Consider the following 22,775-nt stretch of genomic DNA (forward strand, 5'->3'; position numbering starts at 1 on the left):
TCCCTGTATCGATTGCTGATAGGGAGACCTGTCTTGGCCAGATCACGCATCGTCGCGTCCGTCGCCGCGCTGGCGGGCGCCGCGCTCGTCGCCACAACTCTCGCGCTCGCGCTGCCCGTCCAGGCGGCCGGCGGTGTCACCGCGACGTTCAGCAAGGATTCCGACTGGGGTACCGGCTACCAGGGCAAGTACACGATCACCAACGGTACGTCGACCGGCATCAGCTCCTGGACGGTCGCCTTCGACCTGCCCTCCGGGCTGACCATGGGCACCTACTGGGACTCCCTCGTCACGACCAGCGGCCAGCACGTGACCGCGAAGAACCGGGACTACAACGGCACCGTCGCGCCGGGCGCGAGCGTGACCTTCGGCTTCACCGTGAACGGCGGCTCGGGCGCGCCCACCGGCTGCACGATCAACGGCGCCTCCTGCTCCACCGGCTCCGGTGGCGGGGGCAGCTCGCCGACGCCGCCGCCGACGAAGAGCCCCACGCCGAGCCCGACGCCGACCGGTGGTGGAGGCGGCGGCGGTACCGGCACCACGCTGGCGACCGCGCCGTACATCGACATGGGATCGTGGCCCACGCCGGTGCTGTCCGACGTCGCCTCCGCGAGCACCCTGAAGAACTTCACCCTGGCGTTCGTCACCTCGGCGGGCTGCCACGCCTCCTGGTTCAACGCGTACGACCCGCGCAGCGGCTGGCAGCTCGACCAGATCAACGCGATCCGTGCCCGGGGCGGCGACGTGAAGATCTCCTTCGGCGGCGCGTCCGGCATCGAGCTGGCCCAGGCGTGTACCAGCGTCAGCGCGCTGACCGCCGAATATCAGGCGGTGGTCAACGCGTACAGCCTGAAGTACATCGACTTCGACATCGAGGGCGCGGCGGTCGCGGAGCCGAACTCGATCAATCTGCGCTCACAGGCGATGAAGCAACTCCAGAACGCCAACCCGAACCTGAAGATCTCGCTGACCCTGCCGGTGCTCCCGACCGGCCTGGACAGCAACGGTCTGGGCGTCGTCACCGCCGCCAAGAACGCGGGCGTCAACCTGGACGTGGTCAACGTGATGGCGATGGACTACTACCAGAGCGGCGACTACGGCGCCTTCGCGATCCAGGCCGCGCAGTCCACCTTCAACCAGCTCAAGTCGCTGTACCCGAGCAAGACCACGGCCCAGCTGTGGCGCATGGTCGGGGTGACCCCGATGCTCGGCCAGAACGACGACGGGCACGTCTACGACCAGGCCGCAGCTCGCGACCTGGTCTCCTTCGCCAAGACCAACCACCTGGGCGAACTCGCGTTCTGGGAGGTCACCCGGGACCGCAACGCGTGCACCGGTGCGCTCTACATGTGCACGAACATCAGCCAGTCGCCGTACGAATTCAGCAAGATCTTCTCCAGTTACACCGGCTGATCTGATAAACCAGCAGGACGCGGGCCCGCTCGTCCGGGGTGGGCCCGCGCTCGGCGCTCAGCGTCACTCCCGCGGCCTGGGCCGCCTCTCCGAAGAACGGCCGCGGCTGCGCTCAGGGGATGTCGATCGCCGCGGCCGACACGCCGACGCGCAGTTGCTCATCGTCGCCGACGTTGCGCTTGACGATGGCCAGCGCGATCATCCCCAGCTCGTGGTGACGCACAGCGGTGCCGACGAACCCCACGTCACGCCCGTCGGCGGTGGACACGGCGGTGCCCGGGGCGGGCAGTTCGTCCGTGCTGACACCGTCCAGGTGCAGCAGTACCAGCCTGCGGGGCGGTCGGCCCAGGTTGTGCACCCGGGCGATCGTCTCCTGGCCCCGGTAGCAGCCCTTGTCCAGGTGCACCGCGTCGGCGGTCCAACCCACCTCCGCCGGAATCGTCCGGTGGTCGGTCTCCAGCCTGTACCGGGGCCGGCGGGCGGCCACCCGCAGGGCCTCGAACGCCCAGATCCCGGCCCACGGCACGGCCAGCTCATCGGCGACGGCGGCCACTCGGGACCGCGGTACCAGCAGGTCATAGCCGTATGCCATCCGGCGCGCCCAGCCGCCACCGGGCAGTGGAGCGGTCGAATACACCGTGGTCGGACGCGGCGCCACGTCGGCCGAGGCGAACTTCGCCCCAGGTACCGGCGCCACCTTCGGCGGGTCCAGCTCGATGCCCGGGATCCGCGCCTCGGGGCCGACAAGCGAGAGCAGCGCCCAGTCGGCGGTCACGTCGGCCGGTTCGACCCGCATCAGGAACCGCATCCGGTTCAGGAAGTCCAGCAGCGCCGGCGCGGTGCCCGGCTCGGTATCCAGCCAGGTCGTGGTGCCGTCGTCGGTCAGTACGGCGTGGTGCTCCACGTGCCCGTGCGGCGACAGCACCAGCAGCTCGCTGCCCTCACCCGGCCGCAGGTCGGTCAGGTGCTGGGTGGTCAGGCTGTGCAGCCAGCTCAGCCGGTCCTCGCCGGGGATCGCGATGATCCCCCGGTGCGACCGGTCGACCAGCCCGGCGGCACCCTCCAGCGTCCGCTGCTCGCGGACCGGGTCGCCGTAGTGCGCCACGGCGCCGGTGTCCGGCGAGCCCGGCTGTACGGCTTCGATCAGTACCTCAGGCATCCCCGCCTCCACATCCGGCACACAGCCCGAACAGCGCGACATGGCCGATATCGATCAGGAAGCCGTGGTCCCGGGTCAGCGTGTCGGCGAGCGGGTTGAGCACTCCAGAGGAAACCTCAAGGATGGCTCCGCAGCGCCGGCAGACCAGGTGAACGTGCTGTGCCTCACCCACCGCGTGATAGGTCGGCGCCCCGTGGGAGAGGTGCGCGTGGGTCACCAGACCCAGTTCCTCAAGCAGCTCCAGGGCGCGGTACACAGTGGTGATGTTCACTCCGGCGGCGGTCTCGGCGACCCGTGCGTGCACCTGGTCCGGGGTGGCGTGGCCAAGCGAGTGCACGGCCTCCAGCACAAGCTGCCGCTGGGCGGTCAGCCTCAGACCCCGGGAGCGCAGTACCTCCGCCAGCGGCGAATTCGACACGTTTCGAGAGTACTCGGAGGGGCCGGTTCGACCATGACCGGCGGGGCGTCGCGCGCGGGCGGGACCGCCCCTGCGGGTAGGCTCCCGATGTGTCGCAGCGAGTGGTTGCCGTGCTTGGTCGCGGTGTCGTACCAGCCCAGACGCCCATCCTCCGCGCCGACGACCTCGGCGTCCTGCGCGGTGACGGGATCTTCGAGACGATGCATGTCCGGGATGGCCGAGCCTGGCTGATAGAAGATCATCTCGACCGGATGAGCCGCTCAGCGAGCCTGGTCGAGATCACGCTCCCGCCGCGCGAGGCACTCCTCGACCTGGTCGGCCAGGCGCTGGCCGAGTGGCCGGACGGCGTCGAGGGCGCGCTGCGCCTGGTGTGCACCCGCGGTGGCGAAGACGGCGAGCCGGTCACGGCGTTCGCCACGCTCGCCCCGGTCGGCGCCCGGCAGATCCAGGGACGCCAGGAGGGCATCGCGATCGCGACCGCCTCGCTGGGCGTCGCCGCGGACGCGCGCCCGGCCGCGCCGTGGCTGCTCGGCGGCGCGAAGACGCTGTCGTACGCGGTGAACATGGCCACCCAGCGGTGGGCCGGCGGGCAGGGCGTGGACGACGTGCTGTGGGTCTCCAGCGACGGATACGCGCTGGAGGCGCCGACCTCGACACTGGTCTGGCTGGCCGGCGACACGCTGTGGACGGTGCCGGCCGCCTCGACCGGAATCCTGCCCGGAATCACCGCGCGCTGCCTGCTGGACCACGCCGGTGACCTGGGTTACGCGGCCGGTGAGCGGATGATCCGCCCGGTCGACCTGACCGAGGTGGACGGCGCGTGGTTCGCCTCCTCGGTGCGCGGCCTGGCGGAGATTCGCAGCCTCGACGGCAAGCCGCTCAACCGGGCCGGCGACACCGCCCGGATGCTGAGCCTGCTCGGCTTCTGACCGGCGGCGATCCGCCAGTCGCATCCGCCGGCACCCGGCACCCGGCACCCGGCCCGCGTGCCAGCGGCGTCAGCCGCCGGTCGCGTTCGCCGGCACCCGGCCCCGGGCCAGCGGCGTCAGCCGCCGACCCGGAGGAGCCTCGCGGACAGGTGCGCGGACAGCGGCTGTCCCACCGCGGCCATCTCCTGCGCGTAGAGCAGGGCGCCCTCGACGATGCCGTACAGCCGCTGGCCGGCGGTGACCTCCTTGGCGGAGACCGTACGCACCACCGCGTCGGTGACCAGCTCGACCTTGAGGTGATCCATCCGGCCGACGTACAACTCCATGATCCCGGTCGGGTTGCTGAGCAGCACCTCGAGCTCGTCGGTCGCCTTGTCGTCCGCCATGACCGGGCGCCACCAGCCGGTCTCCCGGGCCGCCGGCCGGATCGGCGTGCCGTCGTCCTCGATCAACCAGGAGCGCGACTCGTAGAACAGGAACGGCCGGCCGTCGTGGCTGAACCGGACTTCCTGGGCGTAGTCGAAGTCCTCGATCGTCGGGTACCCGCCCCGGCCCCGGCCCCGCCAGACGCCGACGAACGGCAGCAGCCCCAGCAGCGCGGGGTGCAGGTCCGGCCCGGTACGCAGGTCGTGAGTCTCCTCGTACGGATACTCCGGAACCGGCGGGGCGTTCAACCACGGCGGCGGTGTCAGGCTGTCAGTCACCAGCGTCCTCTCGATACCCGTACGGCAAGATAGACCAGCCCGCCCGCCAGCACGCCGAAGCCGGCGACCAGCAGGCTGACAAAACCGATCTCGGTAACCACGGCATCCGATCCTATGCTGGTCGGCATGGTCCGTTCTCTGGTCATCAAGGTGACTGCCGGCAGCGATGCCCCGGAACGCTGCTCACAGGCGTTCACCGTGGCCGCGACGGCGCTGGCCGCCGGTGTCGACGTGTCGCTCTGGCTGACCGGCGAGTCGGCCTGGTTCGCGGTGCCCGGCCGGGCCGCCGAGTTCGAGCTGCCGCACGCCGCGCCGCTGCCCGATCTGCTGGACGCTGTGCTGGTCGGCGGCCGCGTGACGCTCTGCACCCAGTGCGCGGCCCGGCGCTCGATCGGCCCGGAGGACGTGATCCCACAGGTCCGGATCGCCGGAGCGGCGGTCTTCGTCGAGGAGATCACCGCCGAGGGCGCCCAGGCGCTCGTCTACTAGGCCGTTTCTCGAGGTGCTCGGTCGAGCGGCGCCGGGTCAGGACGCGCAGCCACCGGTGGTGAGCGTCACGGTGAGCTGGTCGCCGTCGGTACGGACCAGCAGGCCGGGGTCCTCCGCGTAGACGTCGTCGCGCTCGACCACGGGCGGCTGTGGCGGTACGGGCAGGGCGTCGAGGGCCTGCCGCGGTACCCCGACCGCCTCCACGGTGCGTACCCCGCAGGGCAGCCGGTGGGTGGACCAGTGCGGGGAGGCGACGCCGAGCGCGTCGAGAACGCGCTGTACGGCGGCCCGGTCGGCGGCGGCCGGTACCCCGGTCGGGTCGGGTGCCGGCAGGTCGCCCCGCGGTCGGCAGCCGGTACCGGCGGTGACCTGCACCAGCCCGGTACGGTCGACCGAGCCGTTGATCTGGACGTAGTCCCCGGCATCGGCGCTCATCCGCTGCGCCGTCAGGCCGCCGGATTTCGGATGTACGGCACTCGGCCGGTACGAGTGGGGCAACCCGGCCACGATCCGGTCCAGCAGGCCGGACTCGGTACCCGGCCTGGTGGCCAGGAAGACCACCCGGTCATAGCGCACCCCGGGGCGTACCGGCGTGATCGCGCAGGTGGTCACCTCGTCGTACCCGGTGATCGCCGGCACCACCCCGGTGCCGGCCGCGTTGATCACCTGGCCGAGAGCCCGGTCCACGGTCGGCTCAGCCCCGGCGGCGGTGGTCTGTTCCCGGACGGTCGGCCGGCCAGCCAGCGCGTACCAGACGCCGCCCGCCAGCAGTACCAGCGCCCAGGCGCAGCACACCGCGACCAGCACCCGGCGCCGGCGCGGGTCGGCGGGCGGGGTCGGCCGGGGCGGCTCGTACGGCACGTACCTCGGCGGGTTGTCCACTGTCACGCGACCATCGTCCTCTCCACGCACAAAGGTGCCGGCGGCACGTCGTGCGCGCCACCGGCACCTCGTGATGAGGTCGCTTCCTGGACGGTCAGGCGGCCACCGACAGGGCCACCTCGGTGATGCCCCGGCCGGCGTCGACCGTGGCGTCGCCGTTGCCCGCGCGGGACAGCGCCCGCAGCGTCCAGCTGCCCGGAGCGGCGAAGAACCGGAACTGCCCTGCGGCCGAGGTGACCACCTCGGCGGTGAACTCGCCGGACGCGTCGAGCAGCCGCACGTAGGCACCGGACACCGGCTGGTCACCGGCCCGGACCACGCCGCTGATCACGGTCTCCTTCTCCACGTTGACGCTCGCCGGGAGCGGCGCGGACTGCTCCGGCGCGCCGCAGCCTGAGATATCAGTCATGATCTTCACCCCTGCCCCGGCTCGTCGCCGAGCGCGACCGGCACGCCCACCAGCGAGCCGTACTCGGTCCACGAACCGTCGTAGTTCTTGACATTGCTGTGACCGAGGAGCTCGCGCAGCACGAACCAGGTGTGCGAGGAGCGCTCACCGATCCGGCAGTAGGCGATCGTGTCCTTGCTGTCGTCCAGCCCGGCGGCGCCGTAGATCTCGCGCAGCTCGTCGTCGGACTTGAAGGTGCCGTCTTCGTTGGCGGCCTTGCTCCACGGCACGTTGATCGCGGTCGGCACGTGCCCGGCCCGCTGCGCCTGCTCCTGCGGCAGGTGGGCGGGGGCGAGCAGCCGGCCGGCGAACTCGTCGGGCGAGCGGACGTCGACCAGGTTCTGCGCGCCGATGGCGGCGACCACGTCGTCGCGGAAGGCCCGCAGCGACAGATCCTGCTCCTGCGCGGTGTAGTTGGTCGCAGGGCGGGACGCGGGCTCCTTGGTCAGGGTCCGGTTGTCCAGCTCCCACTTCTTGCGGCCGCCGTCCAGCAGCCGGACGTCGCCGTGCCCGTAGAGCTTGAAGTACCAGTAGGCGTAGGCGGCGAACCAGTTGTTGTTGCCGCCGTACAGGACGACGATGTCGTCGTTGCCGATGCCGCGCGAGGACAGCAGGGTCTGGAACTGCTCACGGTTGACGAAGTCCCGCCGGACCGGGTCCTGCAGGTCCAGGCGCCAGTCGAGCTTGACGGCGCCCGGGATGTGACCGGTGTCGTAGGCGCTGGTGTCCTCGTCGACCTCGACGAAGACGACGCCCGCGGCGCCCAGGTTCTTCTCGGCCCAATCGGCGGAGACGAGTACGGAGTCGCGACTCATGGTTACCTCTCGAGATGGTGACGGGGCCGCGATCATGCGCGCCGCGACCCATGGGCGATCGATGGGTACGTCGGACGGCGCCGCTGCCGGCTAAGAGGCTGGAAAGAACGGCCGCCGTATCAGACCTGGCGACACAGGCATGCTGCGACCAGGCCGAAGTCGATCGGCCGGCGCTTGGTGAGCATCAGGTCACGGTCGCTGCACGCCAGAGACGGCGAGGCGGGGACCACTGGGCTCATGGTTCGGGAGCTTATCATCGCGACAACCGGCCGAACAGGGCGCCTAACCTTGCGACAAGGCTCACTCACGCTCCGGCGCCGCCCAGCGGGACATTTGTCGCCGTCGCTGTGATGGTGACGCCCTCCGGCTTCGCCTGAACGCTCTTGATCTTCAGGTGGTACGGCAGCGGCGGGATCTTCACGGTGAACGACAGCTGCTCCTTGAGCGAGCCGAGCACCGCCTGGAGCACCGACGGGATGCCGCCGCCCTGGACATTCACCTGGGTGATGTTCACGTGCGCCGCGTCGCCGTCGACGGCGATGGTGCCGGTGGCGACCACGGTCGTCGACAGGCTCAGCACCTTAACCGGCGCGGTGATCTGCACCTGGCCGTCGGGCAGCGCGGCGACCGTCGCGCCGGTGCTGTTGAACTGCGACAGGTCGATCAGCTTGTTGACCGAGTCCCAGCCGAGCCGGCCGGTGCCGGTGACGTTGTCCGCGGTGACCTGGCCGTTTCCCTTGATGAGGGCGCTGGCGCTGGCGTTGACGCCGGTGGCCACCACGGTGAGGTCGTCGAGCGTGACGCCCTGGTCGGTCGGCTTCGTCACATCGATCGTGATCTTGTCGTACCGGCCGCGGGCCACCTGGGTCAGGAACGGAAAGCCGCCGATCTTGACCTTCGGATCCTCCGGCGAGCTGATGTTCTGGTCGGCCATCTGCTGCTTGGCCTGGCTGGCGACGGTGCGCTCAGCGGCGTAGACAGCCACCCGGTCGGCGATGGCGAACAGCCCGACCAAGGCGATCACCAGGATCACCAGGACGAGCAGACCTTTGCGTCCACGACCGGCCGCCATGTGAGTGCTCCTCGCTGCGTTGCGACGCGTCAGTTCAGGTTGGTCACCAGTACCATGACGCTCAGCACGTACGCGACCGGGGATGCCAGCGCGAAGCCGCCGAGCGGGCCTTGCAGGTGCCGTGCGATCCACAGCGCCGGCTGCCCACCGTCCAGCTCCCTACTCACCTCCGCATATGAGACCGCGAGGTCGGCGAGCACCGCCACCAGGGCGGTGGCGAGCCCGACGATCGCGGCCCGCGGCGGGTGCAGCCCGCTCAGCACTGATCCCATGATGCTCGCCGCGACGGTTCCGGCCATCGCGCCCAGGACCACTCCGATCGAGCCGCGCGGCACCTGGGGGCTGGTGCGTGGCGACGGCAGCACGGTGTCGGTCAGCCTGGCGACCACCAGTGCGACTCCGGCGGCAACCAGACAGGCGACGATCGCAGGGGTACCCGGCGCGTGCCGGCTCAAAACAATCAACATCGCGAAGCAGATCACGCCGATGACGACGATCAGCGTGCTGCCCAACGACTCCGTGACGCGCGGCCGGGGGCTGCGGCGCAGCAACTGCCCGCCGACCGCCGCCCCGACCGCGGCGACCATGATCAGGCCGAGCGGGGCGAGCGAGGCGTGCTGCGGCAGGGAGGCGGCCAGGTCGGAGCCGGCCGCGGCGGCGAGCGCCACGCCGGCGACGATCCGGGGTCCGGCCGGACGGATGGTCACCGTCCAGGCCAGGACAAACAGCACCTGTACCGCGAGGACCACAAACGCGTACGAGCCGGGCACCATGTACGCGCCGAGGATCAGCGCGAGCCCCAGCAGCCCGGAGAACCCGGCCACCGACAGAGAGAGCAGCCGCCTGGCCGGCGCCACGCCCTCGCCACGCTCCTGGAGCCAGCTCGGCAGGTCGGACTGCATGCCGCTGGTGAGGCCGGTCTCCTGGCCGGCTTCCGCCCGCCGCCGGTGCGGCCTGCGCAACCGGCGACCGCCGCCCTCGCCCGCCCCGTCGCGCGGCGGCTGCCCGCCCGGACCCCCCGGTGCCCCGATCGCGACCCTGGTCGGGTCGTCCCGATGCTGCTCGCCCCAGGGGGCGTCGCCCGCGCCCTGGTCTGCCTGCCACGGCTGTGTCATGCCCTGCTCCACCCGGCCCCGTTGATCTCCGCGTCCCCGCTCCGCCCGGGCACGATCCGCACGGCCACCCCGCTGCTGCTCCTCGGGCGGACCGGACGGGTAGTCGATCCCACCATCCCGCGCCGCACTCCAGCCGAACGGATCGGAGTCGTCGATGCGGCGCTCGGGCGAGTCCGCACGCGGGGAGCGGCGCGCGTCCGCACGCTGGCCGCGCCAGTCGTCGCGGCCACCGTCTGCCGCCTCGCGGCCTCCGCCGGGAGGAATTGTCGGGGACACGCCCCTGATCGTGCCAGAGCATGGGGTGTTGCCGCGACGCCGGCCACCGCCGGTCGGGCTCCGGGCGCTGCCTGCGGGCCGCCCGGATCATGCCGGACTGTGCGGTGTTGCCGAGATGACGCGGTAGCCGGTCCGGGCTCCGGACGTGCCACCGGCCCCGGACCGGCCGCGGCGACCCTCGCACCAGCCGAGTGCCTCAATTCACCCAGTGAGTTGAGCAGGACCTTCGGTTATTCTCTTCTCTTAACCGCCCGTCAGCGCCGTCGGGAATGATCGACAACAGACGGAGGAGACGCGTGGAGATCCTGTTGTTGACCGGTGGTCGCGCCGGTGAACCGGCGACCGTTCTCCCGGCCCTGGACCTGCTGCCGCACTCGGTACGCACCGCACCACGCGACGTACGCACGCTGGTGTCCGGCCCGTCGCCGGACGTTGTCATGATCGACGCCCGTAACGAACTCGCCGACGCCCGCGCCACCTGCCGGATGCTGCACGCCACCGGTCTGGGCGTGCCGCTGCTGGCGGTGGTCTCCGAGGCCGGCCTGGTCGCGCTGTCTGCCGACTGGGGACTCGACGACCTGGTGCTGGCCTCGGCCGGCCCCGCCGAGATCGAGGCGCGGCTGCGGCTGGCGGTCGGGCGGATGGGGCAGGCCAACTCCAACGAGGGTGGCCTGATCCGGGCCGGCGAGCTGACGATCGACCCGGACACGTACGCGGCGAAGCTCAAGGGCCGGCCGCTCGACCTCACGTACAAGGAGTTCGAGCTGCTCAAGTTCCTCTCCCAGCACCCCGGCCGGGTGTTCACCCGGGACCAGCTGCTGCGCGAGGTGTGGGGCTACGACTACTTCGGCGGTACCCGCACCGTCGACGTGCACGTCCGGCGGCTGCGCGCCAAGCTCGGCTCCGAGTACGAGTCGATGATCGGCACGGTTCGCCAGGTCGGGTACAAGTTCGTGGTGCCGCCGTCCCGGGCGCTCCCGGAGGGCGAACCGGTCGGCGTCGTTCAGCCGGAGGCCGTGGCCAGCCCGCTCTCGTAGCCGAGGATCACCGCCTGCACCCGGTCACGCAGGCCGAGCTTGGCCAGGATCCGACCGACGTGGGTCTTGACCGTGCCCTCGGAGAGGTGGAGCGCGCTCGCGATCTCGGTGTTCGTCAGGCCGCCCGTGATCAGCGTCAGCACCTCGCGCTCCCGGGCGGTCAGCACGTCGAGCCGGTCCGCGCGGCGGGGCGCCGGCGGGGCGCTGTGCAGGAAGTGCGCGATGAGCCGCCGGGTGACGCTGGGCGCCGCGACCGACTCGCCGCCGGCCACGACCCGTACCGCGGCGATGAGGTCCGCCGCCAGCGTGTCCTTGAGCAGGAAGCCGCTGGCGCCGGCCCGGAGCCCGGCGAACACGTACTCGTCGAGATCGAACGTGGTCAGGATGATCACACGCGGCACCGAGGTACCGCCGGCCCGCAGCCGCCTGGTCGCCTCGATCCCGTCCAGGCCGGGCATCCGGACGTCCATGAGCACGACGTCGGGGCGGTACCGGCGGATCACGTCCAGCGCTCCGGCTCCGTCGGCCGCCTCACCGACCACCTCGATGTCCTCGGTCTCGTCGAGGATCATCCGGAACCCGGTCCGTACCAGCGTCTGGTCGTCGACCAGCACCACCCGGATCGTCACGCCGGAGACCAGACCGGGTCGGCGGCCGGGGCGGCGGCAGGGTCGGCTAGCGGAGCGACGGCAGGGCCGGTCGCGCCGCCCAGCGGGGAGGCGGCACGGCCGGTCGCGCCGGCCAGCGGAAGGACCGCGCGGACCCGGAAGCCACGCTCCGACGGCCCGGCGACAAGGGTGCCGCCCAGGACGCTGACCCGCTCGGCGATACCGGCCAGCCCGCTGCCCGCGCCGTCGGCCGCCGCCTGGCCGTCGGACACTGTCTGGCCGTCGGCAACCGCCCCGCCGTCGGCCACCGCCGTGCCCCGACCGTCGTCGCTGACCTCGATCTCCAGTTGGTCGGGCCGGAAAGCCAGCCGTACCTGAGCCTTCGCGCTGGGCCCGGCGTGCTTGAGCGTGTTGGTCAGCGACTCCTGCACGATCCGGTACCCGGACAGGTCCACCCCGACCGGCAGCGGTACCGGCTCACCCTCGATCGTCAGGACGACCGGGGCGCCGGCAGCGCGCACCTGATCGACCAGCGCCGGCAGCGCCGCCACGCCCGGCTGCGGTGCCAGCTGCGGATCTTCGGCCGGGTCCCGGCGGACGACGCCGAGCAGCCCACGCATCTCGGCCATGCAGCCGCGGCCGGTCGCGATGACGTCGCGCAGCGCGGCCTCGGTGCGTTCCGGATGCCGGCGCAGTGCGGCCGCCGCGCCCTGGGCCTGGATGACGATGACCGACAGCCCGTGTGCGACCACGTCATGCAGCTCCCGGGTGATCCTGGCGCGCTCGGCGGCGGCGGCCAGGACCGCCCGCTGCTGCTGTTCGCGCTCCAGGTCGGCGGCGCGCTGTTGCAGCGTACGCAGGTGGGCCTGGCGGGTACGCGCGCTGTCGCCGAGCACGACCGCGAGTGCCAGCATCAACAGCACCTCGACCGTCGATCCGACACCCTGCAACTGCAGGAAATGCCAGTACGACTGCTCCGCGGACACCTCTTTCACGGAGATGGAGATGGCGGCGGGCGATTTCGGCAGCCACGTGCCGAGCAGGAAGTCGCCCACGACCAGCACCACGAGCGCGCACAGCGGAACCAGCCGTGACCGGGCACGACTGGCCAGCGAGTAGAGCACGATCAGCACGGCGAAGTCGATGAGCGGCAGCGGGATGAGCCGGTCGTTCTGGTGACCGGCGGCGCCGATCGACGCCAGACCGAGGGCGGGCAGCGGCCAGCGGTGCGCGAGCAGCATTCCGGCCACGAGCAGAGCAGTGGACACCCACCACAGCGTCAGCGCGTGGTGCCAGCCGCCGACCGAGCCGTACGCGAGCAGCAATTTCCTCGCGAACGGCCCGTCGAACAGGTAGCCCGCACCCTGCACGATGCTGCCCAGCGTCAACACCAGCGCCAGGCCGGCGTCGACGAGGAGTGTCCGGTTCACAGTCAGGCGGGACACCCGTTCATGGTAGGTACGGCCGGCGGTCCCTGGCATCTGTCTGTGGTCGTACCCGCCGGTGCGACTCCCGTCGGATGCCGGCACGACAGATCCGACGGTACGCAGACGATCCGGGCCGGCCCGCGCCGGACCGTGTGGGCATGAGACTTCACCGATTCCTCGCTCCCGCCGTCGCGGTCGCGCTGCTCGGCGGCTCCGGCCTGGTGGCCGGCTGTGGTGGCCGGTCGGCGGGTTCCCCCGCGGCCTCCCCCTCGGTGGCCACCGACGGGCAGATCCTCGCGATCGGCCGCGAGTACGCGCAGTGCCTGCGCACCCACGGGATAGCCAACTACCCCGATCCCGTCGTCGCGGACGGCCGGCTGGCCTGGCAGGTGACCGACGGCGCGGATCCGAAGCAAATGCTCCAGAGCAACAAGGCGGCCGCGGATGCCTGCCACTCGATCCTCGACCGGCTGCCGGCGTCGGCCGTCAAGCGGCGCAGCTTCTCGCCGGAGGACATGCAGAACCTGCTGCGGTACGCGCAGTGCATGCGCCAGCACGGTATCCCGGACTGGCCCGACCCGCAGGCAGACGGCACGTTCGAGCTCTCCCCGGCGCTGAGGAACGAGGGCAAGTCGTCTCGCCGGATCGCCGCCGGCCAGGCGTGCGACCAGTACCTGAACGGCAACGGGATAGCGGTGAGCAAATGACCGGCGCACCGGGCACCGACGAACGGGCGGTCGCGCCGGCCGGCGACGACCCGGCTTTCCCGCCGGGCGGCGGCTCAGCGGCCGGCGCGCACAACGGCGATTCCAGCGGCGCGTCGGGCGGCGATCCCCACGGCGGGCGCGACGGCGATTCCAGCAGCGCGCCGGACGGCCATTCCGAACGCGGACAGCACAGCGGCCGCCGGGCCGGGCGCGAGCGCCGACGGCTCAGGCGGGCACTGGCCGGCGCCGCGGCGATCGCGGTGGCCGGCTCGGCGGCCGCCATCGGGTACGCGGCAACCGCCCGGCCGCACGACAACGCCGCCGTGGCCGGGACCGTGCCCAGCACCACCGCGCCGGTCACTCGGGGCACGGTCACCGAGACCGTGAAGGTCGCCGGAACGCTCGGCTTCGACGGCGACTTCCCGGTCGTCAACCAGTACGCGCCGGGGGTGCTCACCGGGCTACCCGAGTTGGGTGCGACGGTCGCCCGGGGCGGCACCCTGTACCGGATCGCGAACCACCCGGTACGGCTTCTCTACGGGGCGGTGCCGGCGTACCGGGGGTTCGCGTCGGGCATGCCCGACGGCCCGGACGTCGCCCAACTGGAGGCGAACCTGGTCGCGCTGGGCTTCGACCGGAGCCACGCGATCACCGTCGACAACCACTTCACCGCGGCCACCGCCAGCGCGATCCGGCGCTGGCAGGCGTCCTGGGGCGTCCCGGCCGGTCACCGTACCGGCACCCTGGAGCCCGGCGAGGTGGTGTTCCTGCCCGGCGCGCTGCGCGTCAGCCAGGCACAGGCGGCGCTGGGCACGACGGTGGCACCGGGCGCCCCGGTGCTCACCGGCACGTCCACCTCCCGGGTCGTCACGGTGGACCTGACCACCGACCAGCAGTCGCTGGTACACCAGGGCGACCGGGTACAGGTGAGCATCGCGAACGGTGCGCCGGTCGCCGGTACGGTCAGCCGGATCGGCCGGGTCGCCACCGCCCCGACCAGCGACAACGGGCCGGCCGGCGGTACCGGCGGCGATTCGGGACCCGCCACGGTACCGGTCACCGTCACGCTCACCCCGCCGCCCGGCGCCGCCGACCTGGATCAGGCACCGGCCCAGGTCTCGATCGTCGTCGACGAACACCCGGACGTCCTGCTGGTGCCGGTCACCGCTCTGCTGGCCCGGCCCGGCGGCGGGTACCAGGTGCGGCTGGCGTCGGGCGGGTACCTGGCCGTGCAGCCCGGACTGTTCGACGACGACACCGGCACGGTGGAGGTCACCGGTGCCGGGCTGACCACCGGCGACCGGGTCGAGGTGCCGGCCTCATGACCGCTTGCGGCGAACCCGTACTGGAGCTGCGCGACGCCCGCAAGGTGTACCCCGGCAATCCGCCGGTGGAATCGATCCGGGGCATCGACCTGACCATCCGCGACGGCGAACTGGTCGCGGTGATCGGCCCCTCCGGGTCCGGGAAGACGACGCTGCTCAACCTCGCGGCCGCGCTGGACCGGCCGACCACCGGATCGGTCCGCATCGCCGGCCAGCGGGTGGAGAACCTGTCCGACCGGCAGCTGTCCGGGCTGCGCGCGTACCGGCTGGGTGTGGTCTTTCAGCAGTTCTTCCTGCTCGACCAGTTGAGCGCGGAGGACAACGTGGCGACCGGGCTGCTGTACCGGGGGGTGCCGGCCAGGCACCGGCGCGCCGCGGCCCGGGAGGCGCTGGCCCGGGTCGGGCTGGCCCACCGCGCGCACCACCGGGGCCAGCAGCTGTCCGGCGGCGAGCGGCAGCGGGTCGCCATCGCCCGGGCGCTGGTCGGACGGCCGGCTGTGCTCCTGGCCGACGAACCGACCGGAAACCTGGACTCGGCGACCGGTGCGGAGATCCTCGCGCTGGTCCGGCAGCTCAACGACGACGGCACCACCGTCGTGATGATCACGCACGACGCCGCGGTGGCCGCCGCGACTCACCGCCGGATCGAGCTGCGCGACGGGCTGGTCGTGCGCGACACCGCCGGCGCGGGCAGCCCGGTGCCGGCCGGTGCGATACCGGCCGGTCCGGCGGGCCCGATGCCGGTCGGTCCAGCGGGCTCAGTGCCGGTCGGTCCTTCGGGCCCGGTGCCGGTTGGTCCGGCGGGCTCAGTGTCGGTCGGTCCGCCGTGCGACGGCGCTCCGGGGACGGGAGGGTCGCGATGAACTCCCGGATCCGGCTGGCCGACCTGTTGCCGCTCGGCACGATCGGGCTGCGCAGCCGGCGCGGGCGGGCCGCACTGTCCATGCTGGGCGTCACGATCGGCATCGCGGCGCTGGTCGCGGTGCTCGGCATCACCCGGTCCAGCCAGTCCGATCTGCTGGGGCGGATCGACCGGCTGGGCACCAACCTGCTGACCGTGGTGAACGGGCACACCATCGGCGGGGACGAGGCCGAGTTGCCCAGCACCGCCGGGGCGACCATCGCCCGTACCGCCGGTGTCGTGTCCGTCGCGCCCACCGCCGAGCTGTCCTCGGTACCCGTGTACCGGTCGGATCGGATCCCCAGCTACCGCGGCGGTGGGCTGTCGGTACGGGCCTGTGACGGCCAGCTGATGTCCACACTGGACGGTCACCTGTTGCGCGGGACCTTCTTCGACGCGGCGACCGTGAACTACCCGGCGACCGTGCTCGGGTACACGGCCGCGCAGACCCTCGGGATCACCGACCTGTCCGGCACGCCGCGGGTGTTCCTGGGCGGCACCTGGTTCACGGTCATCGGCATCCTGGCGCCGTCCGAGCTGGCGCCGGAGGTGGACCACTCGGCGCTGATCGGGTTCCCGGTGGCCGCGGCTGACTTCGGGTACGACGGGCACCCGAGCCGGGTGTACGTACGCGCCGACACCGCCCGTACCGAGGAGGTGTCGGGCCTGCTGGCCCGGGCGACCGACCCGGAGCACCCGGAGCAGGTCACGGTCAGCCGGCCATCGGACGCGCTGTCGGCCCGGCTCGCCGTCTCCGGTGCGGCCACCACTCTGTACCTGGGACTCGGCACGGTCGCGCTGCTGGTCGGCGGCATCGGCATCGCCAATGTGATGGTGATCTCAGTGCTCGAACGGCGGCACGAGATCGGCCTGCGTCGGGCGCTGGGCGCGGCCCGCCGGCACGTGGCGGCCCAGTTCCTGGTCGAGTCGCTGCTGCTCGGGGCGGCCGGCGGGGTGGCCGGGGTGGCGGTCGGCGCGTGGATCACGTACGGGCTGGCGAACCAGCGCGGCTGGCAGCCGCTGATCCCACCGACGGCGGTGGGAGCCGGGCTGCTGGCCGCGGTGGTGATCGGTGCCGTCGCCGGCCTCTACCCGGCGGCCCGGGCGGCCCGGCTGTCGCCCACCGAAGCGCTGCGTACGGTTTGACCATTCTCCCGGGCCGGTCGGCGAGTGCCGGCCGGCCCGGCCCGTTGCCTCTGGTCTGAGTGACGGCACGGCGCCAGACGCGTCGAGCCAGACCGGTCGAACGACTGGTCTGGGTCGTGGCGCGGCGTCAGACGCGTCGAGCCAGACCGGTCGAACGGGACCGGGCTCACACCGGGCCCCGCCGGACAACGGATACGGTTGCCAGATGACCTCTACCGTGCCGGTGCGGCGCCTCGATCGACTGGACCCGCACCAGGTCGGCGAGGTACTGGAACTGACCCGTGCGGCGGGCGACGCCGACGGTGCGCACCCGCTGTCCGAGCACGTGATGCTGCACGTCCGCCACGGTGGCGACGAACCCGCCGAGCACCTCGTCATCCGGGTCGACGGCCGGCTCGTCGGGTACGCGCACGTGGACACCACGGACGCGATCGAGGGAGCCAGCGCGGAACTGGTGGTACACCCGATGTACCGCCGGCATGGGCTCGGCCGCGCCCTGGTCGCGGCGGCGACCGCCGCGGCGACCGAGCATGACCCGACCGGCCGGCTGCGGCTGTGGGCGCACGGTGACCACCCCTCCGCCACCGTTCTCGCGCTGTCGATGGGATTCGAGCGGCACCGGGTGCTGTGGCAGATGCGCCGGTCGCTGTACGCGCCGGTCGAGGCGCCCCGGCTACCGGCGGGCGTGCGGATCCGGGCGTTCCAGCCGGGTGAGGACGACACCCGCTGGGTCGAACTGAATGCGCGGGCCTTCGCGCACCACCCCGACCAGGGCAAATGGACGCTGAAGGACCTGCGGGTACGGATAGCCGAGCCGTGGTTCGACCCGGCCGGCTTCCTGCTGGCCGAGCGCGAGCCGGGCCCGGCCGGTGGAGCCGGCGACGACCGGCCCGACCCGGCCGGCGACCGGTCGGTCCTGGGCTTCCACTGGACCAAGGTGCACGGCGCGCTGCGCGACGAGGGCACGGACATGCACCAGCACGACCCGATCGGCGAGGTGTACGTGCTGGGTGTCGACCCTTCCGCGCAGGGGCTCGGCCTGGGCACCGCGCTGACCCTGGCCGGCCTGCGGTACCTGCGGGGACGCGGCCTCGACCAGGCCATGCTGTACGTCGACGAGAGCGACGCGGCGGCGGTCCACCTGTACCAGAAGCTCGGCTTCGCGCGGTGGTCGACGGACGTCAGCTTCCGGCGCCAGGTCTGAGAGCGCCGGGTCCGAGAACGCCGCTCCCGAGAACACCGCGTCTGAGAGCGCCGGGTCCGAGAACGCCGCGTCTGAGAGCGCCGCTTCCGAGAACGCCGGGCCTGAGAGTGCCCCGGACCGACGGCGCCGAGCCCTTCCCGGACGCGGTGAGCGACCTCACCGGGGACGCCGGATGCGGCGGCCGAGGCACAGATATCCGAATAAGTTAGCCCCAAAATCGGGCATCAGCACCACCGTTCACGCAACCGACATCTCGCCATCGGCACATCGTCAGCTAGTGCCCGGAACGTGTTCACCCTGCGTTCACTTGCGGCCTCTGCACCGTCCATCTGCCGCTCCTACCGTCCAGGGCATCCGGTGTGATCGCCGGTGACTTCGACGGTGGCCACCGCCGCCGTATAACTCTCGAAAACTCTCGAAGGGACAGCACGTGAAGCTCCAGCGGCACGGCATCCTGGCTGGCCTCGCGCTGACCGCGACGTTCGCGCTCGCCGCGTGCGGCTCGGACAACAACACCACCCCACCGGCGAACGCCGGCGGTGGTAGTTCTTCGGCGTCGAACCCCATCGCCTGCGCGAGCGGCACCCTGAACGCGGCGGGTTCCACCGCCCAGCAGAACGCGATCAACGAGTGGGTCAAGGACTACCAGACCTCCTGCTCTGGCGCCAACATCGTCTACACGGGCAACGGCTCCGGCGCGGGCCAGCAGGCATTCATCTCGGGCACCGCGGACTTCGCCGGCTCGGACTCGGCGCTCACCGCCGCCGACCAGCCGAAGGCTGACGCTCGTTGCAAGACCGGCCCGGCGATCCACCTGCCGATGGCCGTCGGCCCGATCGCGGTCGTTTACAACGTCCAGGGCGTGACCAACCTGCAGCTCAAGCCCGCCACCCTGGCGAAGATCTTCGCTGGCAAGATCACCACCTGGAATGACGCGGCGATCAAGGCCGACAACCCGAGCGCCACGCTGCCGTCCACCAAGATCCTGACGGTGCACCGCTCGGACAGCTCCGGCACCAGCGACAACTTCACCAAGTACCTGGGCACCGTGGACGCCGCCGACTGGACCTTCGGCCACGACAAGACCTGGAAGGGCCCGGGCGGCGACGCCGAGAAGGGTTCGGACGGTATCGCCTCGCTGCTGGGCAAGACGGACGGCGCGATCGGCTACGTCGAGTGGTCCTTCGCCCAGGCCGACAGCCTGAACGTCGCGAAGGTCGGTAACGGCGCGGGCGAGTTCGCCACGCTGGACGGCGACTCGGCCGGCAAGACCATCGCCAGCGCGAAGACCACCGGTAGCGGTGACGACATGCAGCTGAGCATCGACTACAACACCACGGCCGCGGGTGCGTACCCGATCGTCCTGGTGACGTACGAGATCGTCTGCGAGAAGGGCAACGACGCGACCAAGCTCCCGCTGCTGAAGGACTTCCTGTCCTACACCGCCAGCACCGGCGGCCAGCAGGCCATCACCAAGGTGGGCTACGCGCCGCTCCCCGACTCGGTCCGCGCCAAGGTCGCCTCCACCGTCAGCAACCTGAGCTGACGACCACGACAGGTAGACGAATCGATAGGTAGACGATGAGCCAACCATCGTTTCCCGGCTCCGCCGAGGCTGCTTCCGCAGCCTCGGCGGATTCGCCGAATGACCTGACTGTGCAAGACGACACCCGTGCCGTCGACATCCCCCGTCACCGCTCCGGCGGCCGGGGGCCGGTCGCCCCGATGGGCGGCGGTGGTGCCCTGCCCCCGAAACGCCGCTTCGGCGCGGAGAGTGTCTTCCGCTGGTTCACCACCGGTGCCGGGACGATTGTGCTGGTCATCATCGTGGCCATCGCGATCTTCCTGATCGTGAAGGCAGTACCGGCGATCAAGGCCGACAAGGCCAACTTCCTGACCCACTTCGAGTGGTTCCCCAACGACCCGACCGATCCGAAGTTCGGCATCGCGTCGCTCGCGTTCGGCACCGTGTTCAGCTCCGCGATCGCGCTGGTTCTCGCGGTACCGGTGGCCCTGGGCATCGCGCTGTGCCTGTCGCACTACGCGCACAAGCGGCTGGCGAACGGCCTCGGCTTCCTGATCGACCTGCTGGCCGCCGTGCCCAGCATCGTGTTCGGCCTGTGGGGCCGCGACTACCTGGTCGACCCGGTCCGGCAGCTGTCCGGCTGGCTGCACAAGTACTTCGGCTGGATCCCGCTGTTCGGCAGCGACGGCCCGTACGGCAAGTCGATCCTGCTCGGCTCGCTGGTGCTGGCCATCATGGTCCTGCCGATCGTCACGTCGCTGTCGCGTGAGGTGTTCCGGCAGACGCCTGGCATGAACGAAGAGGCGGCGCTGGCGCTCGGTGCGACCAAGTGGGAGATGATCCGCATGGCGGTCATCCCCTACGGCCGTCCCGGCCTGATCGCCTCGGTCATGCTCGGTCTCGGCCGGGCACTCGGCGAGACCATCGCCCTGGCGCTGACCCTCGGCGGCGGTTGGGCCGTCGGGTCCGACATCATCCACGACGGCGGCAACTCGATCGCCGCGAACATTGCCAACGGCTTCGGCGAGGCGAACGACATCGGCCGGGGCGCTCTGATCGCCTCCGGTCTCGTGCTGTTCGCGATCACGCTGATCGTCAACATGATCGCTCGGGCCATCGTGTACCGGCGCCGTGAGTTCATCGGGAGCGCGGTGTGACCAGCATGACGACCATTCCCACGTCCTCGTCGGCACCGCTGACCAACGCCCTGAGGTCCCGGCGCCTGCCGGTCTGGGCGCTGGTGGCGATCGGGGTCGCCGCCGCCGTACTGGCGGTCCTGCTGTTCAAGGTCGCCGGGCTGATGGACGGCGGCTGGGTACTCACCCTGGTGGGTGCCGTGCTCATCTTCCTGATCGGCTTGTCGGTCATCTCCTCGGTGGTCGAGGGCCGCCGGGCGGCACGCAACCGGGTGGCCACGTCGCTGATCTACTCGGCCTTCGTGCTCGCGTTGGTGCCGCTGGTCTCCGTGGTGATCACGCTGCTGAACAAGGGCCGGACGCGGCTCGACGGCACCTTCTTCAACAACTCGATGCGCAACATCACCGCGTTCGACTCCGGCGGCGGCGCGTACCACGCGATCGTCGGCACCCTGGAGCAGGCGGGCATCGCGACGTTGATCACGGTACCGCTGGGCGTCGCGGGTGCCATCTACATCGTCGAGTACGGCCGCGGCCGGCTGGCGAACACCATCCGGTTCTTCGTGGACGTCATGACCGGTATCCCGTCGATCGTGGCGGGTCTGTTCATCCTGGCGTTCTGGGTGCTGATCGTCTCGCCGCACCTCTCCTCGACCCACCAGCCGTTCAACTCGGGCTTCGCCGCGGCCCTGGCACTGTTCGTGCTGATGCTGCCGACGGTCACCCGGTCGACCGAGGAGATGCTCCGGCTGGTACCGGCGTCGCTGCGGGAGGGCTCGTTCGCGCTCGGTATCGCGAAGTGGAAGACGATCATGCGGATCGTGATCCCAACCGCGCTGCCCGGCATCGTCACCGGCATCATGCTCGCCGTCGCCCGCGCGGCCGGCGAGACCGCGCCGGTGCTACTGGTCGCGGGCGGCACCCCGAACCGCAACTTCAACCCGTTCGAGGGCAACCAGGAGTCGCTCTCGGTCTACATCTACGACCAGGCCGCGGCGGCCACCAAGTACGGCCCGCCCCGGGCCTGGACCGCGGCGCTGACCCTGGTCGCGCTCGTACTTCTCCTCACGGTCGTGGCAAAGCTGCTGTCGCGCCGGACCAAGTTGAACCAGAAATGATCGCCACACAGGAGTTGGCAATGGCGAAGCGGATAGAAGCGGTCGGCGTCACCGCATACTACGGCGCCTTCAAGGCGATCGACGGTATCAGCATGGTGATCGAGCCCAAGTCGGTCACCGCCCTGATCGGGCCGTCCGGCTGCGGGAAGTCGACGTTCCTGCGCTCGATCAACCGGATGCACGAGGTGCTGCCGGGTGCCCGGGTCGAGGGCAAGCTGACCATCGACAGCCAGGACATCTACGCCCGTGACGTGGACGTGACCGCGGTACGGCGGACCATCGGCATGGTCTTCCAGCGGCCCAACCCGTTCCCCACCATGTCCATCTACGACAACGTGGTGGCCGGGCTGCGGCTGGGTGGCGTACGGCGGAAGTCGCTGCTGGACGACGCGTGCGAGAAGGCGCTGCGCGCGGCGAACCTGTGGAACGAGGTGCACACCCGGCTGAACCGGCCGGGCGCCGGGCTGTCCGGCGGTCAGCAGCAGCGACTGTGCATCGCCCGGGCCATTGCCGTCGAGCCGCAGGTCGTGCTGATGGACGAGCCCTGTTCCGCGCTGGACCCGATCTCCACGCTGGCGATCGAGGATCTGATCAGCGAGTTGAAGAACCAGTACACGATCATCATCGTCACGCACAACATGCAGCAGGCGGCTCGGGTCTCCGACCGCACGGCGTTCTTCTCGATCGACAAGACCGGTGACCCGGGACGGCTGATCGAGTACGCCGAGACCGCCAAGATCTTCACCAACCCGTCGGTGAAGAAGACCGAGGACTACATCACCGGCCGCTTCGGCTGACACCGTCAACCGAAGCGGCTGACCGCGGGATCTGGCTCGTCGCGCGGCGCAAGGCGCGCCGAGCCGGATCGGTCGGAGGCTGGTCCGGGTCGTCTCGCGCGTCAGACGCGCCGAGCCAGACCGG

The 22,775-nt window shown here is 71.2% G+C and carries 24 protein-coding genes; 13 read left to right on the plus strand and 11 right to left on the minus strand.

Features of this window, described 5'->3' with window-relative positions; all coding sequences use genetic code 11:
* Window positions 1-33 precede the first annotated feature (33 nt).
* Window positions 34-1,413, plus strand: coding sequence for a glycoside hydrolase family 18 protein (locus Raf01_RS02610; RefSeq protein WP_203916045.1), 1,380 nt, complete (start codon window positions 34-36; stop codon window positions 1,411-1,413).
* 112 nt (window positions 1,414-1,525) lie between these two features.
* Here the strand turns inward: Raf01_RS02610 and ygfZ are convergent, their stop codons facing one another.
* Both ygfZ and Raf01_RS02620 read right to left on the minus strand, forming a co-directional pair.
* Window positions 1,526-2,572, minus strand: coding sequence for a CAF17-like 4Fe-4S cluster assembly/insertion protein YgfZ (gene ygfZ, locus Raf01_RS02615; protein WP_203916046.1), 1,047 nt, complete (start codon window positions 2,570-2,572; stop codon window positions 1,526-1,528).
* Window positions 2,565-2,990 carry a Fur family transcriptional regulator gene (locus Raf01_RS02620; RefSeq protein WP_203916047.1) on the minus strand — a complete coding sequence of 142 codons (426 nt, stop codon included), beginning with the start codon at window positions 2,988-2,990 and terminating at the stop codon, window positions 2,565-2,567. The genes ygfZ and Raf01_RS02620 overlap by 8 nt, the downstream gene beginning before the upstream one ends.
* Before the next feature lie 89 nt (window positions 2,991-3,079).
* Here Raf01_RS02620 and Raf01_RS02625 point away from each other — a divergent pair, with 89 nt between their 5' ends.
* A complete protein-coding gene (locus tag Raf01_RS02625) occupies window positions 3,080-3,919 on the plus strand; it encodes an aminotransferase class IV (RefSeq protein WP_239133306.1) in 840 nt (279 codons plus the stop codon).
* Between the two features lie 116 nt (window positions 3,920-4,035).
* Here Raf01_RS02625 and Raf01_RS02630 read toward each other — a convergent pair whose 3' ends face one another.
* Window positions 4,036-4,623: a heme-binding beta-barrel domain-containing protein gene (locus Raf01_RS02630; protein ID WP_203916048.1), complete on the minus strand. Its 588-nt coding sequence runs from the start codon at window positions 4,621-4,623 to the stop codon at window positions 4,036-4,038.
* On the minus strand, window positions 4,620-4,724 hold the full coding sequence (gene mtfM, locus Raf01_RS50480; protein ID WP_275412949.1) for a small membrane protein MtfM: 105 nt from the start codon (window positions 4,722-4,724) through the stop codon (window positions 4,620-4,622). The genes Raf01_RS02630 and mtfM overlap by 4 nt, the downstream gene beginning before the upstream one ends.
* 13 nt (window positions 4,725-4,737) lie before the next feature.
* On the opposite strand from mtfM, the gene Raf01_RS02635 reads away from it, so the two are divergent.
* Complete coding sequence (locus tag Raf01_RS02635) at window positions 4,738-5,112, plus strand: DsrE family protein (RefSeq protein WP_203916049.1); 375 nt, start codon at window positions 4,738-4,740, stop codon at window positions 5,110-5,112.
* Window positions 5,113-5,148: 36 nt separating this feature from the next.
* On the opposite strand, the gene Raf01_RS02640 is transcribed toward Raf01_RS02635, so the two are convergent.
* The 5 genes from Raf01_RS02640 to Raf01_RS02660 form a co-directional block, all read right to left on the minus strand.
* Window positions 5,149-6,000 (minus strand): hypothetical protein, encoded by an 852-nt coding sequence (locus Raf01_RS02640; RefSeq protein WP_203916050.1) that lies wholly within the window; start codon window positions 5,998-6,000, stop codon window positions 5,149-5,151.
* An 88-nt stretch (window positions 6,001-6,088) separates the two neighbouring features.
* A complete protein-coding gene (locus Raf01_RS02645) occupies window positions 6,089-6,403 on the minus strand; it encodes a DUF1416 domain-containing protein (RefSeq protein WP_203916051.1) in 315 nt (104 codons plus the stop codon).
* A 5-nt stretch (window positions 6,404-6,408) separates the two neighbouring features.
* Window positions 6,409-7,257 (minus strand): sulfurtransferase, encoded by an 849-nt coding sequence (locus Raf01_RS02650; RefSeq protein ID WP_203916052.1) that lies wholly within the window; start codon window positions 7,255-7,257, stop codon window positions 6,409-6,411.
* A 304-nt stretch (window positions 7,258-7,561) separates the two neighbouring features.
* Entirely contained in the window at window positions 7,562-8,329 is a 768-nt protein-coding gene (locus Raf01_RS02655) for an LmeA family phospholipid-binding protein (protein ID WP_203916053.1), read from the minus strand.
* A gap of 29 nt (window positions 8,330-8,358) precedes the next feature.
* A complete protein-coding gene (locus Raf01_RS02660; protein ID WP_203916054.1) occupies window positions 8,359-9,720 on the minus strand; it encodes a hypothetical protein in 1,362 nt (453 codons plus the stop codon).
* A gap of 296 nt (window positions 9,721-10,016) precedes the next feature.
* Between Raf01_RS02660 and Raf01_RS02665 the strand changes: the two genes are divergently transcribed.
* Entirely contained in the window at window positions 10,017-10,757 is a 741-nt protein-coding gene (locus Raf01_RS02665) for a winged helix-turn-helix transcriptional regulator (RefSeq protein WP_239133307.1), read from the plus strand.
* Here Raf01_RS02665 and Raf01_RS02670 read toward each other — a convergent pair.
* On the minus strand, window positions 10,724-11,386 hold the full coding sequence (locus Raf01_RS02670; RefSeq protein WP_203916056.1) for a response regulator: 663 nt from the start codon (window positions 11,384-11,386) through the stop codon (window positions 10,724-10,726). The genes Raf01_RS02665 and Raf01_RS02670 overlap by 34 nt on opposite strands.
* Window positions 11,383-12,810, minus strand: coding sequence for a sensor histidine kinase (locus Raf01_RS02675; protein WP_203916057.1), 1,428 nt, complete (start codon window positions 12,808-12,810; stop codon window positions 11,383-11,385). The genes Raf01_RS02670 and Raf01_RS02675 overlap by 4 nt, the downstream gene beginning before the upstream one ends.
* Before the next feature lie 140 nt (window positions 12,811-12,950).
* Here Raf01_RS02675 and Raf01_RS02680 point away from each other — a divergent pair, with 140 nt between their 5' ends.
* The 9 genes from Raf01_RS02680 (at window position 12,951) to pstB (ending at window position 22,651) form a co-directional block, all read left to right on the plus strand.
* Window positions 12,951-13,499, plus strand: coding sequence for a hypothetical protein (locus Raf01_RS02680; RefSeq protein WP_203916058.1), 549 nt, complete (start codon window positions 12,951-12,953; stop codon window positions 13,497-13,499).
* Window positions 13,496-14,824, plus strand: a complete 1,329-nt coding sequence (locus tag Raf01_RS02685; RefSeq protein ID WP_203916059.1) for a peptidoglycan-binding protein — start codon at window positions 13,496-13,498, stop codon at window positions 14,822-14,824. Before Raf01_RS02680 ends, Raf01_RS02685 begins: the two co-directional genes overlap by 4 nt.
* A complete protein-coding gene (locus Raf01_RS02690; protein ID WP_308442624.1) occupies window positions 14,821-15,687 on the plus strand; it encodes an ABC transporter ATP-binding protein in 867 nt (288 codons plus the stop codon). The genes Raf01_RS02685 and Raf01_RS02690 overlap by 4 nt, the downstream gene beginning before the upstream one ends.
* On the plus strand, window positions 15,684-16,871 hold the full coding sequence (locus tag Raf01_RS02695; protein ID WP_203916060.1) for an ABC transporter permease: 1,188 nt from the start codon (window positions 15,684-15,686) through the stop codon (window positions 16,869-16,871). Before Raf01_RS02690 ends, Raf01_RS02695 begins: the two co-directional genes overlap by 4 nt.
* A gap of 205 nt (window positions 16,872-17,076) precedes the next feature.
* Window positions 17,077-18,075: a mycothiol synthase gene (mshD, locus tag Raf01_RS02700; protein ID WP_203916061.1), complete on the plus strand. Its 999-nt coding sequence runs from the start codon at window positions 17,077-17,079 to the stop codon at window positions 18,073-18,075.
* A 430-nt stretch (window positions 18,076-18,505) separates the two neighbouring features.
* On the plus strand, window positions 18,506-19,621 hold the full coding sequence (gene pstS, locus Raf01_RS02705) for a phosphate ABC transporter substrate-binding protein PstS (protein WP_203916062.1): 1,116 nt from the start codon (window positions 18,506-18,508) through the stop codon (window positions 19,619-19,621).
* Between the two features lie 179 nt (window positions 19,622-19,800).
* On the plus strand, window positions 19,801-20,757 hold the full coding sequence (gene pstC, locus Raf01_RS02710; RefSeq protein ID WP_203916155.1) for a phosphate ABC transporter permease subunit PstC: 957 nt from the start codon (window positions 19,801-19,803) through the stop codon (window positions 20,755-20,757).
* A 5-nt stretch (window positions 20,758-20,762) separates the two neighbouring features.
* Complete coding sequence (gene pstA / locus Raf01_RS02715; RefSeq protein ID WP_203916156.1) at window positions 20,763-21,854, plus strand: phosphate ABC transporter permease PstA; 1,092 nt, start codon at window positions 20,763-20,765, stop codon at window positions 21,852-21,854.
* Entirely contained in the window at window positions 21,851-22,651 is an 801-nt protein-coding gene (gene pstB, locus Raf01_RS02720; RefSeq protein ID WP_444544541.1) for a phosphate ABC transporter ATP-binding protein PstB, read from the plus strand. Before pstA ends, pstB begins: the two co-directional genes overlap by 4 nt.
* The last annotated feature ends 124 nt before the right edge of the window (window positions 22,652-22,775 follow it).

It is taken from the genome of Rugosimonospora africana (genome assembly GCF_016862975.1).
Lineage (GTDB): Bacteria > Actinomycetota > Actinomycetes > Mycobacteriales > Micromonosporaceae > Rugosimonospora > Rugosimonospora africana.

What these genes read in the sequence shown, in the direction of transcription:
- Raf01_RS02635 (WP_203916049.1), top strand. Translation starts at nt 4,738, where the DNA reads ATGCTGGTCGGCATGGTCCGTTCTCTGGTCATCAAGGTGACTGCCGGC.
- Raf01_RS02655 (WP_203916053.1), bottom strand. Translation starts at nt 8,329, where the DNA reads ATGGCGGCCGGTCGTGGACGCAAAGGTCTGCTCGTCCTGGTGATCCTG.
- pstB (WP_444544541.1), top strand. Translation starts at nt 21,851, where the DNA reads ATGATCGCCACACAGGAGTTGGCAATGGCGAAGCGGATAGAAGCGGTC.
- Raf01_RS02645 (WP_203916051.1), bottom strand. Translation starts at nt 6,403, where the DNA reads ATGACTGATATCTCAGGCTGCGGCGCGCCGGAGCAGTCCGCGCCGCTC.
- Raf01_RS02680 (WP_203916058.1), top strand. Translation starts at nt 12,951, where the DNA reads ATGAGACTTCACCGATTCCTCGCTCCCGCCGTCGCGGTCGCGCTGCTC.
- pstC (WP_203916155.1), top strand. Translation starts at nt 19,801, where the DNA reads ATGGGCGGCGGTGGTGCCCTGCCCCCGAAACGCCGCTTCGGCGCGGAG.
- Raf01_RS02695 (WP_203916060.1), top strand. Translation starts at nt 15,684, where the DNA reads ATGAACTCCCGGATCCGGCTGGCCGACCTGTTGCCGCTCGGCACGATC.
- Raf01_RS02690 (WP_308442624.1), top strand. Translation starts at nt 14,821, where the DNA reads ATGACCGCTTGCGGCGAACCCGTACTGGAGCTGCGCGACGCCCGCAAG.
- ygfZ (WP_203916046.1), bottom strand. Translation starts at nt 2,572, where the DNA reads ATGCCTGAGGTACTGATCGAAGCCGTACAGCCGGGCTCGCCGGACACC.
- Raf01_RS02650 (WP_203916052.1), bottom strand. Translation starts at nt 7,257, where the DNA reads ATGAGTCGCGACTCCGTACTCGTCTCCGCCGATTGGGCCGAGAAGAAC.
- mshD (WP_203916061.1), top strand. Translation starts at nt 17,077, where the DNA reads ATGACCTCTACCGTGCCGGTGCGGCGCCTCGATCGACTGGACCCGCAC.
- pstA (WP_203916156.1), top strand. Translation starts at nt 20,763, where the DNA reads ATGACGACCATTCCCACGTCCTCGTCGGCACCGCTGACCAACGCCCTG.
- Raf01_RS02685 (WP_203916059.1), top strand. Translation starts at nt 13,496, where the DNA reads ATGACCGGCGCACCGGGCACCGACGAACGGGCGGTCGCGCCGGCCGGC.